General features: G+C 67.1%; 13 protein-coding genes and 1 tRNA gene. 4 read left to right on the top strand and 10 right to left on the bottom strand.

What is annotated here, in order from left to right; translation table 11 throughout:
* The first annotated feature begins 208 nt into the window (after nt 1–208).
* Nucleotides 209–2,527, top strand: coding sequence for a putative bifunctional diguanylate cyclase/phosphodiesterase (locus tag A6F68_RS14155; protein WP_067682751.1), 2,319 nt, complete (start codon nt 209–211; stop codon nt 2,525–2,527).
* A 52-nt stretch (nt 2,528–2,579) separates the two neighbouring features.
* On the opposite strand, the gene purQ is transcribed toward A6F68_RS14155, so the two are convergent.
* Both purQ and purS read right to left on the bottom strand, forming a co-directional pair.
* Nucleotides 2,580–3,257, bottom strand: a complete 678-nt coding sequence (gene purQ, locus A6F68_RS14150; protein ID WP_067681541.1) for a phosphoribosylformylglycinamidine synthase subunit PurQ — start codon at nt 3,255–3,257, stop codon at nt 2,580–2,582.
* Nucleotides 3,257–3,496, bottom strand: a complete 240-nt coding sequence (gene purS, locus A6F68_RS14145; protein WP_067681538.1) for a phosphoribosylformylglycinamidine synthase subunit PurS — start codon at nt 3,494–3,496, stop codon at nt 3,257–3,259. The genes purQ and purS overlap by 1 nt, the downstream gene beginning before the upstream one ends.
* Nucleotides 3,497–3,741: 245 nt before the next feature.
* On the opposite strand from purS, the gene A6F68_RS14140 reads away from it, so the two are divergent.
* Nucleotides 3,742–5,961, top strand: a complete 2,220-nt coding sequence (locus A6F68_RS14140; RefSeq protein ID WP_067681536.1) for a TonB-dependent receptor — start codon at nt 3,742–3,744, stop codon at nt 5,959–5,961.
* Here the strand turns inward: A6F68_RS14140 and A6F68_RS14135 are convergent.
* The gene (locus A6F68_RS14135; RefSeq protein WP_067681533.1) at nt 5,955–8,798 is read right to left on the bottom strand and encodes a M16 family metallopeptidase; all 2,844 of its coding nucleotides are present in this window, start codon (nt 8,796–8,798) and stop codon (nt 5,955–5,957) included. The genes A6F68_RS14140 and A6F68_RS14135 overlap by 7 nt on opposite strands.
* A 48-nt stretch (nt 8,799–8,846) precedes the next feature.
* On the opposite strand from A6F68_RS14135, the gene A6F68_RS14130 reads away from it, so the two are divergent.
* Complete coding sequence (locus A6F68_RS14130; RefSeq protein WP_067681530.1) at nt 8,847–9,737, top strand: diacylglycerol/lipid kinase family protein; 891 nt, start codon at nt 8,847–8,849, stop codon at nt 9,735–9,737.
* 15 nt (nt 9,738–9,752) lie between these two features.
* On the opposite strand, the gene purC is transcribed toward A6F68_RS14130, so the two are convergent.
* From purC to infA, 7 genes are all read right to left on the bottom strand, one after another.
* Nucleotides 9,753–10,553, bottom strand: a complete 801-nt coding sequence (gene purC / locus A6F68_RS14125; RefSeq protein WP_067681527.1) for a phosphoribosylaminoimidazolesuccinocarboxamide synthase — start codon at nt 10,551–10,553, stop codon at nt 9,753–9,755.
* A gap of 111 nt (nt 10,554–10,664) precedes the next feature.
* Entirely contained in the window at nt 10,665–11,972 is a 1,308-nt protein-coding gene (locus A6F68_RS14120; protein ID WP_067681524.1) for a cation:proton antiporter, read from the bottom strand.
* A 61-nt stretch (nt 11,973–12,033) separates the two neighbouring features.
* A tRNA-Phe gene (locus tag A6F68_RS14115) sits at nt 12,034–12,109 on the bottom strand.
* An 84-nt stretch (nt 12,110–12,193) separates the two neighbouring features.
* On the bottom strand, nt 12,194–12,370 hold the full coding sequence (locus A6F68_RS14110) for a DNA gyrase inhibitor YacG (RefSeq protein ID WP_067681521.1): 177 nt from the start codon (nt 12,368–12,370) through the stop codon (nt 12,194–12,196).
* Nucleotides 12,367–13,320: a ribonuclease gene (locus tag A6F68_RS14105; RefSeq protein WP_067681518.1), complete on the bottom strand. Its 954-nt coding sequence runs from the start codon at nt 13,318–13,320 to the stop codon at nt 12,367–12,369. Before A6F68_RS14105 ends, A6F68_RS14110 begins: the two co-directional genes overlap by 4 nt.
* Before the next feature lie 9 nt (nt 13,321–13,329).
* On the bottom strand, nt 13,330–13,899 hold the full coding sequence (locus tag A6F68_RS14100; RefSeq protein ID WP_067681515.1) for a Maf family protein: 570 nt from the start codon (nt 13,897–13,899) through the stop codon (nt 13,330–13,332).
* A 30-nt stretch (nt 13,900–13,929) separates the two neighbouring features.
* A complete protein-coding gene (gene infA, locus A6F68_RS14095) occupies nt 13,930–14,175 on the bottom strand; it encodes a translation initiation factor IF-1 (RefSeq protein ID WP_067681512.1) in 246 nt (81 codons plus the stop codon).
* A gap of 206 nt (nt 14,176–14,381) precedes the next feature.
* Between infA and A6F68_RS14090 the strand changes: the two genes are divergently transcribed.
* Nucleotides 14,382–17,294 carry a TonB-dependent receptor plug domain-containing protein gene (locus tag A6F68_RS14090; protein WP_067681509.1) on the top strand — a complete coding sequence of 971 codons (2,913 nt, stop codon included), beginning with the start codon at nt 14,382–14,384 and terminating at the stop codon, nt 17,292–17,294.
* Nucleotides 17,295–17,302: the final 8 nt, after the last annotated feature.

Raw genomic sequence — 17,302 nt, 5'->3', positions numbered from 1 at the left:
TCGAACGCTTGATTGGATCGTTCGATCTAACGAATTGATTTCGTTTGGCGACCGCTTCGGCGGGCCCGGATAGTTAATTTCAGGTTTCGTCAAAAGCCCGAATTCTGCTTTTCTTCTAGGGATTTACCGCCGTATAACCTTTATCGGATACGGCGGATGCGTGAACGATCGCAGCAAATCCGCATTCGAGCTTCCAGCCGAGGCGCCGATGCTCGCCCTGCTGGGGTTGCGCGACCCCGACGGTGGCGATTGGAACCGGCTGCGCGCGCTGCAGTTCTCGCAGGTCAACCAGACCGCGCGACTACGGGTAGTGGTTCACGCCGTCTGCGCGTCCATCGCCATTCTGCTCTATGCCGGCCAGGCCCCCGTCGCCTTGCTTGCGTCGTTCGCAGTCGCGCTGGCGGCCGCGTTGCATTTCACGCTTCGGATCGACCGGCTTCTGTCGGTCGATGAGCGCCCCCGGATAACCCGCGCAGAAATCAACCGAAAGGCTGCCGCGACCGCGACCGTCGCGCTTGCATGGTGTATCCCCGTTCTGGCGTTCACATCTTTCGCGGGTGACACCGAGAGGGCCGGCACGGCCCTGCTGCTTGCGGCCCTCATCGTCGGATCCACCCTGGCGCTCGGGGTTGCACCGTTCATTACGGTCGTCTTCGGGTCGATCACCGGATTGGCCATGATAGCGTCGTTCCTGTGGTTCGGGCAGTTCGGCATGGCGATCGCGGTCGCGGTGCTTTTGGTCGTGGTCCTCATCGGCGTGGCGAACGTGGCGCGAATTCACATGAACGCCTGCCTTGCCGAGGCCGGCAATATCGAGAAGAGCGAGGTCGTGTCGCTCCTCCTCCGCGAATTCGAGGAGAACCAGGCCGACTGGTTGTGGCAGGTCGACGTCAACCGCCTCGTCCGCTCGGCTTCGCCCCGTTTCGCCTTTGCCCTGGGCAAGTCGATCGAAGAAGTAGAGGGCAAGCCGTTCCTGGAGCTGATCAGCGGAGAAGGCTGGTCGACGGGGCAGTTTTCGACGAGCCTTCACGACCTCGCCGAGCGGCTGAAAAGGCGCGAAAGCTTTTCGAACCTCCTGGTCAAGGTTTTCATCGGCCGCGAGCAGCGGTGGTGGGAATTGTCCGGCACGCCCATGCTCGACGACAACGGCGCCTACGCGGGTATCCGCGGTGTTGGTTCGGACGTGACAGAACAGCGGGAATCGAGCGAGAAGATCGCCTATCTCGCACGCTACGATACCCTGACCGGCCTCCCCAACCGCCTTATGCTGACCGAAGCGCTGGGCGATGCCTTGCGCTATGCCGAACAGTGGCGGACACGCTGCGCGTTCCTGATGATCGACCTCGACCGCTTCAAGTCGGTGAACGATTCGCTCGGGCATCAGGTGGGCGACAAGCTGCTCGCACAGGTCTCCGCGCGTTTGAAGGAGGTGCTGGGGGATAACGAGTTCTGCGGCAGGCTGGGCGGCGACGAGTTCGCGATCGTCATCCGCGATGCGACCGACCGCAGTTGCATCGAGCGCGTCGCGAAGAGCGTGATCGCGCGCCTTTCGCAACCCTACGAAGTCGACCACCACACACTCTATGTCGGGGCCAGCGTCGGCTCCGCGGTCGGTCCGCGCGACGGCAGGACCGTCGAGGACCTGATGCGCAACGGCGACCTTGCCCTCTATCGCGCAAAGGACGATGGCGGCGGCGAGCATCGTGGATACGAACCGGCCCTGCATGCCAACGCGGAAGAGCGGCGCCAGCTGGAATTCGCCCTGCGGCGCGCCCTCGAGAATCGCGAGATGGAGCTCAATTTTCAGCCCGTCGTGAACGCTCAGTCTGAAGAAGTCGTCAGTTTCGAGGCGCTGGTCCGCTGGAACAGCCCGGAGCACGGCCCTGTCCGACCCGACAAGTTCGTGCCCATCGCAGAGGACACCCGGCTGATCGTTCCGATCGGGACCTGGGTCATGGAACAGGCCTGCCGCGAAGCGACCAACTGGCCCGACCATGTCCGTATCGCCGTCAACGTCTCGCCCGAACAGCTGTTCGAACCCGATTTCGCCTCGACCGTTGTCCAGGCCCTCACGGTCAGCGGACTGGATGCGCAGCGACTCGAGCTGGAAGTGACCGAGTCGATATTCCTTCGGGACGCGAGCGTGGCACGTGCCTCGCTCGAGCAGTGCCTGGCTCTCGGATGCACGATCGCGCTCGACGACTTCGGGACCGGCTATTCTTCGCTCGGGTACCTGCGCAAACTGCCGTTCTCCACGATCAAGATCGATCGCAGCTTCGTCCAGGGTGCGGCGCAGTCGAGCAAGGAGAGCCTCGCGATCATCCGCGCCGTGGTCGCCATGGCCGATGCGCTCGAAATGACCACGACCGCCGAAGGGGTGGAAAGCGCCGAGGAAGCCGAGCTCATCCGCAAGCTCGGCTGCACCAAGATACAGGGCTACTATTTCGGCCGACCGATGCGCGCGCCGGACGCCTTGCAGTTGTTTCGCCGTCGCCAGTCCGACGCGCCCGATCGGCTGCGCGCATAGGCTTCAGCGGGCAGACGCGCCATCGGCCGCGCACTGCCGTCTTCAGATGGGGTCAGGCGTCGGCGAGAGCGCGGATGGCGCTTTCGAACAGCACCCGCCCATCGGTCCCGCCCAGTTCGGGTTCGATCGCCCGCTCGGGGTGCGGCATCATGCCGAGTACGTTGCCGGCCGCATTGAGCACGCCCGCAATCCGACGCTGCGAGCCGTTGATCTCCTCGGCATAGCGGAACGCCACACGTCCTTCGCCTTCGAGCCTGTCGAGAGTGTCCTCGTCGGCGAAGTAGTTGCCGTCGTGGTGCGCGACCGGGAAGCTGACGATCGCTCCGGTCTCGAAGCCGCTCGTGAAGAGAGACTGCCCGTTCTCGACCACGAGCGGGGCATCGCGGCAGGTGAAATTGAGCTGCGCATTGCGCATGAGGGCGCCGGGCAGGAGCTCGCTTTCGGTAAGGACCTGGAAGCCGTTGCAGACGCCGAGCACGGGCACGCCGCGCCCGGCGGCAGCGATTACGGCCCGCATCACCGGGCTGCGGCTGGCAATGGCTCCGCAGCGCAGGTAGTCGCCATAGGAGAAGCCGCCAGGTATCGCGATAAGGTCGAGCCGCTCGGGCAGGTCCGCATCGCCGTGCCAGACCCGCAACGCTTTCGCGCCGGATACCTTTTCCAGTGCGACCGCCATGTCCCGGTCGCAGTTGGAGCCGGGAAAGGTGATCACCGCGCCGCGGAATGCCATCACGCTGTCTCCAGCTTCTCGATCCGGTAGTTTTCGATCACCATGTTGGCGAGCAGCTTGCGGCACATTTCGTCGAGCGCGGCATCAGGAGTGCCGTCTGCCACGTCGAGCTCGATCAGGCGGCCGACGCGGACGTCTTCGACACCGGAAAAACCGAGGCCTTCGAGCGCATGGTGTACCGCGCGGCCCTGCGGGTCGAGGACGCCTGGCTTGAGGCTGACGTGGACGCGGACTTTCATGGGCGGGTCTCTCGTCGAAACGATGGGATCGGGATGGTTGCGCCTATGCCGCCGGTCCGCTGGCAGGGCAAGCGCAAGCTGGTGGGCGCTGGTGGACGAGCGACGGCGCGGTCGTCTCCATTTGGCAACACCGCGAACACATTCATGCCGGAAAAGCGAGAGCGATATCCGGTTTGCCTCTTAGCTTTTGTAAAGGACCTGGACCTGCCCATGTGGTCGCACCGTCTCTCCAAGGACCCGGATTCATGACACAGACTCACACCCGCCCGACCATCCACCTTCTGGCCGGAAGTGCTGTCGCACTCGCATTGGCCGCCTTCGCGGCGCCTGCACAGGCCCAGGATGCGGCCGCCGATGCCGGCACCGCCGCCGAAGAAGGCCAGCTCGACGCGATCATCGTCACCGCCAACCGGCGCGAGGAGAACCTTCAGGATGTGCCCGTGTCGGCCGCGACGCTGTCCGCCGATGCGGTGCAGTCGATCCTGGCAGCCGGCGGCGAGATCACATCGCTCTCGGGGCATGTCCCGGGCCTGTTCATCGAAAGCTCGAACGGCCGCGCGGCACCTCGGTTCTACATCCGTGGCCTCGGCAACACCGATTTCGACCTTGCCGCTTCTCAGCCTGTTTCGGTGGTCATGGACGATGTCGTCCTCGAGAACGTGACGCTCAAGGCGTTTCCGATTTTCGACGTCCAGCGGGTCGAGGTCCTGCGCGGCCCCCAGGGCACGCTGTTCGGTCGCAACACCCCCGCAGGTATCGTCAAGATCGATACCGTGAAGCCGGGCGACGAGGCAGGGTTCGATGGCTCCTTCAGCTTCGGAACCTTCAATACGGTCTCGGGCGAAGCGGCGGTGAATGTGCCTCTGGCTCCCGGCAAGGTATCCCTTCGCATCTCGGGCATGCTCCAGCGCCGCAGCGACTGGATCGACAACGGATTCACCGGTCAGGACAACACCATCGGCGGATACAGCGACCGCGCAGGTCGCCTCCAAGTACTGCTGACGCCGACGGCGGATTTCAGCATCCTGGGTACCGTCCAGCACCGCAATTTTCGCGGCACATCGACCCCGTTCCGCGCCAATATCCTTGGTCCCGGCAACAACGACCTGAACGCGAATTATGATCGCGACACGGTGTTCTACGATGCCGGGGGCGGCAACGAGGCACGCTACAAGACCACTCTGGCCTCGATCAACACCGCATACGACTTCGGCGGCGTGACGCTGACATCGATCACCGCGTGGGCGCACGGTTCGGGCCGCAGCCGCGGCGATATCGATGGCGGCAACCTCGTCACCGGTCCGGGTTTCATCCCGTTCCCCTCGGACACGCAGGATTCGATCATCCTCGACCAGTTCACGCAGGAAGTGCGGCTGGCTTCGGACGCGAGCGGGCCGCTCACGTGGCAGATCGGCGGCTTCTACTTCAACAGCGACTTCGACGTGACCACCGTCGGATTCAACTTCCCGCCGCCGGTTACCGTGAATCACCGCAACGAGAGCTGGGCACTGTTCGGCCAGACGACCTTCGCCCTGTCCGACCGGGCGAAGATCACCGCGGGCCTGCGCTATACCGACGACGAGAAGGACTTCGTGGTCGTATCGGGTGCCGCCCCGCAGCCGCGCAACGTGCAGGACGACCGGTTGAGTTGGGACCTGTCGGCTTTTTTCGACGTGACCGACGATGCCAGCGTCTATGCCAAGGTCGCCAGCGGCTTCCGCGCACCGACGATCCAGGGGCGCGACGTGGCCTTCTTCGCGCCGCCATCGGTCGCCACGAGCGAAAAGATCATGAGTTACGAAGCCGGCTTCAAGTCGGAATTCGCCGGGCGCACGATCCGCATCAACGGCGCGGCATTCTACTACACGATCGACGATCCGCAGTTCTCGGCCGTGGGCGGCGCGGGCAACCTCGTCCAGCTTGTCAACGCCGAGAAGGGCCGCGGCTACGGCTTCGAGCTGGACACCGCCTTCCAGCCCTTCGACGCGCTGACCCTCACCGCAGGGCTCAGCTACAACAACACGCGTATCCAGGATCCGAACCTGCTCGTCGGGGTGTGCGCGCAGTGCAGCGTCACCGATCCGCTCGTTACCGTGGCCGGAACTCCGCGCGCCCGGGTCGACGGCAACCCGTTTCCCAATGCGCCCGAATGGATTGCAGACTTCACTGCCCGCTATGCGGTGCCGATGGGACCGGACGGCGAACTGTTTGCCTACACCGACTGGACCTATCAGGGGGCGACCAACTTCTTCCTCTACGAAAGCCGCGAATTCAACGCGAACAACCAGTGGGAAGGCGGCTTGCGGATCGGGTACGCGCGGACCGACGGCCAGTGGGAAGTGGCGGCGTTCGTGCGCAACATCACCGACGCCGACAACGTCAAGGGCGGCATCGACTTCAACAACAACACCGCGTTCGTCAACGATCCGCGCGTGTTCGGCGTGTCGGCACGGTTCAGCTACTGAGCTGAAGCGATGTCCGGGGCGGCGGTCGGAAGAACCAGCACTTCCACCGCCGCATCCGGCGCCAGATAGGTGGCCGCGACCCGCTGGATATCCGCGGGCGTGATAGCGGTCAGCAGGTCCTTGAAGCGCTGGAAGCGGTCGATGCGGTATGATTCGCCCTGCGCCCGGGCGACCAGCTGCATCCAGCCGCCATTGGTCTTGAGCTGGTTGTCGTATGCCTCCAGCATCGGACGCCGGGCGCGGTCGATCAGGTCGGCCGATACCGGTTCGGCCGCCAGGCGTTCGATTACTGCGCGGATCGCGCCGCGGGTCGCCTCCACATCGCCTACATCGACCGAAGCGGCGAGTGCAAAGGTGCCATAGCCGCGCCAGGTGCTCGAGGCATCGCTCGAGGCACCGGGGGAATAGGCCTTGCCCAGCCGCTCGCGGATTTCCTCGGTCAGTTCGAGGCGGACCACCCGCTCGAGCAATTCGAGCTGCAGCACGAGCGCCTGGTCGCGGTCGTCGGCGGTTGGCCAGGTCATGCGGATGACGGCCTGGTCCGCCTCGCCCGTATGGTTGACCGTGCGCTGCGATCGATCGGTGGTGAACGGGCGGATGCGGGCCGCTTCGCGCGGCAGGAATTCCGCTTCACGTTGCGGAAGTGCGCCCAGCGTCCTGCCGACCAGCGCGATCGCGTCCGCTTCGTCGATATCGCCGACCAGAGCCAGTTCGATGGCCCCGTTGGCAAGCCGATCGGAGATCGCGTCGCGAAGGACGGCGAACGAGAGCTTCTGGTAATCGCCTTCGGGTTGCAGGCTGAAGCGCGGGTCGTCGTCCGACAGGATCGCGCCGATCCTTGACGAATAGGCCCCGCCGGGGGTGGCGTCCTTCTGCTTGAAGAAGTTCGCGATGCCGCGCTTGTAGGCCGCCTCGCCGTCGCGGCGGAAGCCCGGATCGGTCAGCGCGGCGGCGAGCAGCTGAAGCTGGAGTTCGAGGTCTCGCGGGGTGGTCGTCCCCGCGCTCACGAACTCGTCGCCCCTCGCGGAGATCGTGAGGCCGACCGACCGGCCGGCAAGGATCGAGGTCAGTTCGTCCGCCGAATGCTTGCCGAGCCCGCCTGCAGGCATGGAGCCGAGCATCGCAAGCGCGAGTGGATTGTCCTTCGTGGTGACGAGGTCGCCGCCGTCGAGCGCCATCTGGAAGCGAATCCGGTCGTCTTCGAGTTCGGTCTTCCTGAGGTTCAGCTTGACGCCGTTGGCGAAGACGACTTCGCGAACCTCGAGGCGCGGATCCACCGTGTCGCTGACGACCCTGCCAGGCGCGCCGAAATCGGTGTAGGCGAACTCGACTGACTGCGCTTTGTCGGGAGCGGAAATCGCTTCGGCCACGACTGCACCCCAGGCACTCCGCAGGGCGTTTTGTCCGCCCTCGGGCGCAGTGCGGCCCTGGAACCGGATGAGCGGTTCGTCGAGAGGGGCGGCGTCCGCGCGGAGCGCCGCGAGTACCGCTTCGGGGGTGATCGAGGGCGCGAAGGCATTGAACCGTTCGAGCACGTTGGCAGGGGTGGCGGCCACCGCTTCCTCGTCGATCATCTCCTCGATCGCGCGAACGAGTGCTGCATTGCTGCGCGTCGCCGCGGCGGCGGCCGCGTTTTCCGCCGACTGGCGGTTGCGTGCGACCTGTTCGGCGATCTCGCCGGGCGAGAATCCGTAGGCGAGCGCGCGGCGCCACTCGCGCGTTGCGGCCTCCAATCCGCGCTTCCAGCCGCCGTCGACGACGTCGACCACGAGATTTGTCGCGCGGCCGGATTCGAAGATGTCGCCGGTTCCGAACCCTGCCCCGCGGAACGGTGCGTCCTCGGCGCGTGCGAGGGTTTCGAGGCGGCGGTTGACCGCGCGATAGCCGATCGATCGCAGGAGGTCGCGCTGGCGCTTCGCAACGCTGTCTGCTTCGTCGACCCACGGAGCCAGGCGCGTGACGGTGACCCGTTCGGACAACGCCGGGTCGAGGTAGATGTCGGTCTCGCCTTTTCGCTCCAGGTCGACCGGACCGGTCTCGGGTTTCGGCGGAGCGGCAGCGGGCTCCCAGTCGCCGAAGCGTGCCCGGATGTCCTTCTCGATCGCTGGGACGTCGATCGCGCCGACCACGATGAGGACCGCGTTGGCGGGCACGTAGGCGCGCTCGTAGAACCCGCGCAGGCGAGCGGCGTCGGCGGCGCGGAGCGTCTCGTCGGTGCCGATCGGAAAGCGTTCGGGATAGCGTGCGCCGGGGGTGGTAAAGGCCCACTCGTCGAGCGTTTCCTTGACCGAATAGTTCATCCGGTCGCGCTTTTCCGCGAGGATCACCCCGCGCTCGCGCTCGACCGCTTCCTGCGAGATCGTCAGTTCGCTCGCAGTCTCGCGCATCAGCATCAGCGCGGTATCGATCAGCTTCGCGTCGTTGCGCGGAAGGTCGAGCTTGTACGAGGTCACCTCGAAACCGGTCGAGGCGTTGGTGTCGGCGCCGAACGCCAGTCCCTCGCGCTCGAGCAGCTTGATCATCTCGCCCTCGGGCACCTTCCTCGACCCGTTGAAGGCCATATGCTCGAGGTAGTGCGCAAGGCCGCGTTCCTCGTCACGCTCCTCGAGCGAGCCCGAGCCGATCCGCAACCGGATCATCACCGTGCCTTCGGGCTGGTGGTTCTCGCGCAAGACGTAGCGCATGCCGTTCGGCAGGACGCCGAAATGGAACGCTGGGTCGACCGGCACGTCGGACCTGCCGAAATCCCAGCTCGCGACGGCCGGCTCGGCAGGAGTGCCGGCAAGGACCGGGGCGGCGGTGGCGAGGAGAAACGGCAGCAGGATCAGATGCTTCATGCGCGCCTCCTTGCCCGCGGAAGCTGAACGGGGCAACAACGCCGCGCGATGAACCTCGATCTCGTCTACAACCCCGTGGCGGGATCCTTCCGCCAGGCGCGGCTCGATGCGCTGGTGGCGGCGTTCGAGCGGCATGGATGCACGGTCCGCCCGGTGGCTTCGGCCCGGGCCTGGCGGCCTGCGGAGGACCCACCGGACCTCGCCTGCATCCACGGGGGCGACGGCACCCTGCGCGATGCCGTGCAGGCGCTGGGGGCGCTGGCGGACTGCGTGCCGCTGTGCATCGCGCCGTCCGGCACCATCAACCTCGTCGCGCGCGAGATCGGCTATGTCCGCGAGCCCGAGGCGCTGGCGGCGCAGGTCATGGCGGCATGGCGGCAGGGACCCGAACGCTGGGTGCGCGCACCGCTCTACCGGCTGGGCGAGCTGCCGGTGGTCTCATGCCTGTCGATCGGGCCCGACAGTCACGCGGTCGCGCACGTTTCGGGCGCGCTCAAGAAGCGGATCGGGCGGCTCGCCTACGTCGTCGCGATGCTTCGGCTCCTGCGCCGCTGGCCGCGCCAGACGATGCACGTCTCGGGCGAACTGGCCGACGGCACGCCTTTCGCCTGCGAGGCGGGGGCGGTGATCGTGAGCCACGGGGCGCTGTTCGCGGGGCCGTTCCGCCTGTCGCCAAACGCCGCGCTCGCCGCCGATTCGGTCGAACTGATCGTGCTCGAACGGACCTCGCGTGCCGGGATCGCGGCGTTCACCGCTGCTGCCTTGGCCGGCATCCCGCTCGACCGGCTCGGCCTTGCCACCTTCCGCAGCGCGCGCCGCGTCGTGTTCGATCGCTGCGCGAGCCCGGTGCAGGTAGACGGGGACCATGTGCCCGATTTCGGCCCGGACCGCGCGTTCGCGATCGAGCCGACGGGCATTACGCTGCGCTACGTGATCTAGCGCCTTCGCGCGGACTTACTTCTTCGGCTTCGTCGGCGTGCGCAGGCGCCCGCGGTGGGCCGAGAGGTCGAACACTTCGCCCGGGCCGTTGTCGTCCTGCAGCAGGCCGAGGCGGCGGGCGACTTCCTGGTAGGCTTCGCTCTCGCCGCCGAGGTCGCGGCGGAAGCGGTCCTTGTCGAGTTTTTCGCCGGTCGCCATGTCCCAAAGGCGGCAGCCGTCCGGGCTGATCTCGTCGGCGAGGATCGTGCGGCTGAAATCCTGGTCCCAGATGCGTCCGAATTCCAGCTTGAAGTCGATCAACCGGATGCCGATGGCGGCGAACATGCCGCACATGAAATCGTTGATGCGGATCGCCATGCTGGCGATGTCCTGCATCTCCTCGTGGCTCGCCCAGTTGAAGCAGGCGATCTCTTCCTCCGAAACGAAGGGATCGCCGAGCGCGTCGTCCTTATAGCAGTACTCGATCAGCGTGTGCGGGAGCGGCTCGCCTTCCTCGATGCCCAGGCGCTTGGTGAGCGATCCGGCGGCCACGTTGCGGACGATCACCTCGATCGGGATGATCTCGACCTGCCGCACCAGCTGTTCGCGCATGTTCAGGCGGCGGATGAAGTGCGTCGGGATGCCGATGTGGGCGAGGCGGGTGAAGACGTACTCGCTGATGCGATTGTTGATCACGCCCTTGCCGTTGATCGTGCCCTTCTTCTGGGCGTTGAAGGCGGTGGCGTCGTCCTTGAAATACTGGATCAGCGTGCCCGGCTCGGGACCTTCGTAGAGGATCTTGGCCTTGCCTTCGTAGACCTGGCGGCGGCGGGACATGGGCGGTGGTCCTTCATTGGAAACGATGCGCCCCGGCGGGCGGGTCGGCGGTGACTCGCGCGGCCGGGGCGATTTCCGCGCGCCATAGGTGAAAGGCGCCCCGAGTGCAATCTAGTGCACGGTCGGGCCCGAGGGCTGGGGCTCGACTTCGGGGAGGTTCTTCGCCTGCAGGCTCTCGATCAGCTTGCCAAGCGTCGCACGCTGGACGAGCACCGAGAACAGAACCGCGGCGAAGGTCCCTGCAAGCAAGAGGTCGCGCGTGGTGCCGGGCGGCAGCGACAGGGCCAGAGCGATCGAGATGCCGCCGCGCAGGCCACCCCACCACAGGACGCGCGTGGCGCCGGGGGAATCGAGGCGGGCCGCAGGAATGACCCTGGTCATGGTGCCGACCGAGATCGCCCGCGCGACGAGCGTGATGGGAATTGCGGCGAGACCCAGCAGCAGGTGTCCGGTGCCTCCCGCAAGCACGATCATCTCGAGCCCGATGAGCAGGAACAGCACCGAGTTGAGGACTTCGTCGACGAGCTCCCAGAACTTGTGGACGTAGTCGCGGGTCGTATCGCTCATTGCCAGGGCGACGCCCTGATTGCCGATCAGCAGCCCTGCCACCGCCATGGCCAGGGGCCCGGAGAGGTGCAGCGCCGAGCACAGCGCATAACCCCCCATGACCACCGCCAGCGTGATCAGCACTTCGAGCGTGTATTCGTCCATGCTTGCAAGCGCGCGAAAGCCGAGCCAGCCGATGAACAGCCCGACGAGCACCCCGCCGCCGGCCTCGACCGCGAAGAGCCGCGCGCCTTCCGACAGGCTGAAGTCCGCGCCCGTTACCGCCGCGCCGAGGAGGATCGTGAAGACGACGATGCCCACACCGTCGTTGAACAGGCTTTCCCCCGCAACCGCCGCCTGGAGCGAAGCGGGCACGTTCTCTTCCTTGAGGACGCCGAGCACGGAGACGGGGTCGGTCGGGCTGATCAGGGCCCCGAAGACGAAGTACCAGATCGGCGCGATCGGGAGCGCCAGCAGCGCACCGACGCCCCACGCGCCGAGACCGACGATGACGGTGGATATGATCACTCCGACGGTCGAAAGCAGGAGGACCGGCAGCCAGTCCTTCTTGAGCCGCTCGAGATCGACGTGCAGGGCGCCGGCGAACAGCAGGAAGCTGAGCATCCCGTCGAGCAGCGTGTCGGTGAAGTTCATCCGCTCGAGCAATTGCGCGACCGAGTCGTCGAGCGTGACGCCCGGGATGAGTGCGTTCGCCAGCATGAGCGCGAGGCTCGCCACCGCGCCCATCACCGTCAGCCCGATCACATGGGGCAGGCGGAGGAAGTGGTGGTTGAGGTAGCCGAGCACTGCCGATGCCACGACCAGCATGGCGGCGATGTCGAAGGCGTTGATGACAAGGCCAGCGTGTTCCATGCCGCAGGCCATAGCCCGGCTGACGGGGGTGTCAAAACCGAAGGAACGAAGGGCCGGGAAGTGGTGCCTCGGGGCGGATTCGAACCACCGACACTGCGATTTTCAGTCGCATGCTCTACCAACTGAGCTACCGAGGCAGGCACTGCTCGCCGGGCTCGCGGAGCGGGCCGGGCGGTTGGCGAGGCGGCGCTATGGCGGCGCGTGGCCCGCTTGGCAAGGGGTCAATCGGACTCTTGTCGCGCGATTTCGTCCGGGTCGACTGCCGGACCCGGAACGGCGTATCCATCCGAAAACCACTGGACGAGGTCGCGGTCCTTGCAGCGGGTGGAGCAGAACGGCGCATGCGTTTCGCTTCGGGGCTTGCGGCAGATCGGGCACGGGCGGGGATTCGCGGTCATCGCGGCACGATCTGGGCATGCGATGCCTCGAACGCAAGCGCGTGGTCGGCCTGGAGCCGCACCTCGCGCCCGGTCCGATGGGCCAGATCCGCCAGCCAGCCGGGCTCCAGCGCGCCGAGCACCGCCGAGTGAGCGGTGAGCTCGATCGCGCCCGCGCCCTCGAGGCCTTCCGCACGGCGCAGCAGCATCCGCGCGGCGGCGGCGGTTCGGTGATGAGTCAACCGATGAAGCAGCGACGGGCCGGTGCTACGCGCGACGATCTGGACGAAGCCGAAGCCGTTCATCGCGGTGCGCTCGTGCGGCCAGTCCATCAGCGTGGCGGCCAGCGCGGCGTCGACGGCCGCGCGATCGGCCTTGGCCTGCAACGTGGGGAAATCGATCCCGATCGAGCCGCCAAGCTCGAACAGGCGCAGCGACGAAGTGACCGCCGGCACCGCGGCGAGTGCGAGCTCGCGCGGGGGGAGGTCGCCGTCGATGTCGATCACCGTCATGCCGGGCGTCACGGCGAACAGCAGCGCTCCGCCCGCGAAGGCGACCTCGCGGTCCCACGCGGCGCTCCAGATGTCTTCCCACAGTCCCGCGGGAAAGCGCCTGACCGGTGAGGCTGTATCGAAGGTGTCGGGGGCGGGGGCCTCGCCCGGACCGTCGCTCCAGCGACCCTGCGCGCGCTTGAGCCGGCCGCGCTCGGCCATCGCTGCGCGCGTGACGGCAACGTGGACCTCGGCGCCTTCGCTGGCTCCCTTCGGAATCCGGTCGACGAGGATTGCCTGTCCCGCTGCGGTCATTGCCATGCCGCGAGAGGCACCCGCGCTGCGCTGGACCAGGGTGGCCGCGACCGTCTGCCCGGGCCGCAGTTCGCCGGGCCATCGCACCCTCGCGGCGAGCGCGCGTCCGTTTTCCACCAGTAGTGCGCGGTCCTCGCCGATCCCGCGTTCGACGAGCCAGGTCATTCCGGCCCCTCAGCCAATGGCAAATCCCGCCGCCCTGAGCAGTGCGCGCGTCTCGAACAGCGGCAGTCCGACGACGCCCGAATGGCTGCCCGCGATCCATGCGATCAGCCCTTCCGCGCTGCCCTGGATGGCGTAGCCTCCTGCCTTGCCATGCCATTCCCCGCCCGCGAGGTACGCGGCGATCTCGTCGTCGGACAGTCGCTTAAAACGCACCTGCGTCTCGCTCAGCCGCTCGCGGAGGCTCCCGTCGGGAGACCGCAGGGCGATGGCGGACAGGACACGGTGGCGGCGCCCGGACAGCAGCTCGAGGCACTGGCGCGCCGTGGCTTCGTCGTCGGCCTTGGGCAGGATCCGCCGCCCTGCGGCCACAACGGTGTCGCCCGCGAGGACGAAAGCAGAATTGTCTGCGGCGGCGACCGCCTTCTCCCGTGCCATACGCATGGCATAGTCACGCGGAAGTTCGGCCTTTGCAGGCGTCTCGTCGATGTCGGAGGGTGCCACGCGCGCAGGCTTAATGCCGAGCCGTGCTAGCAGTTCGCGGCGCCGTGGACTGGCCGAAGCGAGGATCAGGTCGGGCACGTCAGCCCCCCATTGCCGCGACGTGCAGCGTTACTGCGGCCCCGGGCCGCCGCGTCCCGGCATGAAGCGATAGGTGATGCGCCCCTTGGTCAGGTCGTAGGGGGTCAGCTCGACGAGGACTTCGTCGCCTGTCAGCACGCGAATGCGGTTTTTGCGCATCTTGCCGGCGGTGTGCCCGAGGATCTCGTGGCCGTTCTCGAGCTCCACCCGGAACATCGCGTTCGGCAGCAGCTCCACCACCCGCCCGCGCATTTCGAGGAGTTCTTCCTTGGCCATGTAGCTCGTCGGTTCCTTAGCGTTGGTTGGTTGAATTGGCCGCCGCCCTTAGACGGCGCCGCGGGAAAAGGGAAGCGCAGCGTCGATTCACGGGAAACGATTGCGCGACAAAAAGTTACTTTGCGAAGGCTTGCTCTCGGTCCGGGACCTGCGCATTGCGCCCGCAGGAGGGGTGGAACTGGAAATTATCGAGGACCGTTAGCACCTTGCGCTCATTCACTTCCGTATCGCTGCTGGCGTTGGCGCTGGCCGGAACCGCTTCCGCCCAGGATGCCCTCCCGTCGTCTCAAAGCGCGCAAGCGCCCGAATCCGATGCCCGCCCGCAGCCGGGCGATCAGATCGTCGTCACCGCCGAACGGCTGCCGGGGCAGGTCCAGACCGACGTTCCGCCGGTGCTCGAGCTCGACGCGCGCGACGTCGCCGCCTACGGCGCGAGCTCGATCGCCGACCTCGTCGCCCAGTTGGCACCGCAGGTCGGCTCGGGCAGCGGACGCGGCGGTCGGCCGGTTTTTCTCGTCAACGGCCAGCGCATCTCCAACTTCCGCGAGATGGGGCGCTACCCGCCCGAAGCGATTCGCAAGGTCGAGGTCCTGCCCGAGGAAGTCGCGCTCAAGTTCGGCTTCCCGCCCGATGCGCGGGTGATCAACTTCATCCTGCAGCCCAACTTCGCCAGCCGCGATGTCGAGGTCGAGTACGGCCAGCCCGCCGACGGCGGCTATAGCGCCCAGGAGGTCGAGGCCGGAATCCTTACGATCAACGGATCGCGACGGGTCAATGCCAGCGTCGATTACAACCGGCGCAGCCCGCTGACCGAGGCCGAGCGCGGCGTGATCCAGACCGTGCCCACCGAACCCGCGGTCGCGGCGGCGGGTCTCGACCCTGCCGACTTCCGCACGCTCGTCTCGCGCGAAGAGAACATAGAGGCGAATGCGACGCTGACTCAGGGGCTCGGCGAAATGGGCGCGGGCGGGCAACTGACCCTCAATGGACAGGTGAGTCGCGCCGTCCGGACTTCGCTCTCGGGCATCGACGCGATCACGCTCGACGCCATCGAGCGGCGGACCGAGACCGACAGCTACTCGCTCGGCAGCGCCTACAACCGCGATCTCGGCGCCTGGCGGTTCTCGACGACGCTCGATGCCAACCGCTCCGATACCGACAGCCGCATCGACCGGCGCGGCGGCGGCGGGACCGACCGCGCGCTGAGCCGCACCTATACCGCCGACCTCAAGAGCACGCTTGCCGGATCGCCCTTCACGCTCCCTGGTGGCGAAGCCAGCCTGACGCTCGACGCGGGCTACAGGTGGAACCGCATCGCTTCGAGCGACACCCGCAGCATGGCGGGCGAGTTCGCGCTCGAGCGCAGCCGCACGCGGGGTGGCGCGAGCCTGAGCGTACCGATCACGAGCACGCGCGAGGGCTTCTTGGACGCGATCGGCGACCTGTCGATCAATCTCGGCGGCGGTGTCGACCGGCTGTCCGACTTCGGCACTCTGACCGACTGGAACACCGGTGCGACCTGGCGGCCGACCGAGCGTCTGACCTTGCAGGGCAGCCTCGTCAACAGGAAGGTCGCGCCCAGCCTGACCCAGCTCGGCGCCCCGCAGATCGTCGACGTCAACGTGCCGGTCTACGACTTCTCGACCGGGTCCACGGTCTTCGCGACGGTAACCACCGGCGGCAATCCCGCGCTCCGGGCGGAAACCCAGCGCGACCTCAAGCTGTCGGCGGCCTACGACTTCGACCTGTTCGACCGCGCGAACCTGCTGGTCGAGTACTTCCGCAACAATTCGTCGGACACGACCGAAAGCTTCCCGCTCCTCACTCCGGCGATCGAGGCGGCGTTCCCCGGCCGGGTCACCCGCGCGACCGACGGAACGCTGCTCGCGGTCGATCGGAGGCCGGTGACCTTCAGCGAGCGCAAGTCTTCGCGCATCCGCTACGGGTTCAACCTGTTCGGGCGGGTCGGCAAGGCGCCGCCGCAAGGCGAGCGCGGTGGACGCGGCGGACCCCCGAGCGCCCCCGCTGCTGCCGCTGAAGCGCCTGCTCAGCCCGCTCAGCAGCGGGGTCCCGGTGGCCCCGGCGGCCAGTTCGATCCGGCGCGTTTTGCCGAGATGCGCGCGAGATTCTGCGCGACCCCCGACGGGCAGTTACCCGACCTGACCGGCATACCCGAACGCATGCTCGAGCGGCTGAAGGGCGAGGACGGACAGATCGATCCTGCCAAGGTTGCCGCGCTCAAGACCCGCTTCTGCGCCGAAGGTGCCGGTCCGGGAGGTCCTCAGGGCGAGGGCGGCGGGATGCGCCGTTTCGATCCCGAGCGGTTCGCCGCGCTGCGCACGGCGCTCGCCTGCGGCGTCGAAGGCAAGGAGCCCGACATTGCCGCGCTTCCCCCCGAGATCGTCGAGCGGCTCAAGGGCCCCGATGGCGCGATCGATCCCACGCGCCTCGCCGAACTCAGGACGCGGATCTGCGCGATCGAAGCGCCCCCTCAGGGCGGTCGCGGGCCGGGTGCAGGCGGCGAGGCGTCCGGTGACGCGCGGCCCGGGGGTCCGGGCGGGGGCGGCGGTGGCGGTTCGCGCGGCGGAGCGCCCTCGGCTGGGGCGATGTTCGGTGGACGGGGCGAAGGGCAAGGCCGCTGGAACCTGTCGCTCTATCATTCGATCGAACTCGACAGCACAGCGCTGGTCGCCCCCGGCGGACCTTCGCTCGACCTGCTGCGGGGCGACGCGCTCGGGGAAGGCGGCGTTTCGCGCCACCGGATCGAGCTCGAGGGCGGCGTGTTCAAGAACGGCATCGGCACTCGAATTTCCGGCCGCTATGCGAGCCCCTCGACCGTGCGGGGCAGCGGGCTTCCCGGGTCGAGCGACCTGCGCTTCGGCGCGCTCACGACCTTCGACTTGCGCATGTTCGTCAACCTCGAGCAGCAGAAGTGGCTCGTCGGGGAAGGCGATCCGGGGTTCTGGAAGGGGACGCGCTTCGGCCTGCGGGTGCAGAACGTCTTCGACACGCGCCAGCGGGTGACCGACGACACCGGTACGGTGCCGCTACGCTACCAGCCGGGCCTGATCGACCCGGTCGGCCGCTTCATCGAGGTGGAGTTCCGCAAGCTGTTCTGAGCGCCGGA

It is taken from the genome of Tsuneonella dongtanensis (assembly GCF_001698205.1).
Classification (GTDB): domain Bacteria; phylum Pseudomonadota; class Alphaproteobacteria; order Sphingomonadales; family Sphingomonadaceae; genus Tsuneonella; species Tsuneonella dongtanensis.
Note: the sequence above shows the minus strand (reverse complement) of the source record. Positions and strands in the feature narration are given on the sequence as shown.

What these genes read in the sequence shown, in the direction of transcription:
- purQ (WP_067681541.1), bottom strand. Translation starts at nt 3,257, where the DNA reads ATGGCATTCCGCGGCGCGGTGATCACCTTTCCCGGCTCCAACTGCGAC.
- A6F68_RS14135 (WP_067681533.1), bottom strand. Translation starts at nt 8,798, where the DNA reads ATGAAGCATCTGATCCTGCTGCCGTTTCTCCTCGCCACCGCCGCCCCG.
- A6F68_RS14120 (WP_067681524.1), bottom strand. Translation starts at nt 11,972, where the DNA reads ATGGAACACGCTGGCCTTGTCATCAACGCCTTCGACATCGCCGCCATG.
- purC (WP_067681527.1), bottom strand. Translation starts at nt 10,553, where the DNA reads ATGTCCCGCCGCCGCCAGGTCTACGAAGGCAAGGCCAAGATCCTCTAC.
- A6F68_RS14110 (WP_067681521.1), bottom strand. Translation starts at nt 12,370, where the DNA reads ATGACCGCGAATCCCCGCCCGTGCCCGATCTGCCGCAAGCCCCGAAGC.
- infA (WP_067681512.1), bottom strand. Translation starts at nt 14,175, where the DNA reads ATGGCCAAGGAAGAACTCCTCGAAATGCGCGGGCGGGTGGTGGAGCTG.
- A6F68_RS14130 (WP_067681530.1), top strand. Translation starts at nt 8,847, where the DNA reads ATGAACCTCGATCTCGTCTACAACCCCGTGGCGGGATCCTTCCGCCAG.
- A6F68_RS14155 (WP_067682751.1), top strand. Translation starts at nt 209, where the DNA reads ATGCTCGCCCTGCTGGGGTTGCGCGACCCCGACGGTGGCGATTGGAAC.
- A6F68_RS14140 (WP_067681536.1), top strand. Translation starts at nt 3,742, where the DNA reads ATGACACAGACTCACACCCGCCCGACCATCCACCTTCTGGCCGGAAGT.
- A6F68_RS14105 (WP_067681518.1), bottom strand. Translation starts at nt 13,320, where the DNA reads ATGACCTGGCTCGTCGAACGCGGGATCGGCGAGGACCGCGCACTACTG.
- purS (WP_067681538.1), bottom strand. Translation starts at nt 3,496, where the DNA reads ATGAAAGTCCGCGTCCACGTCAGCCTCAAGCCAGGCGTCCTCGACCCG.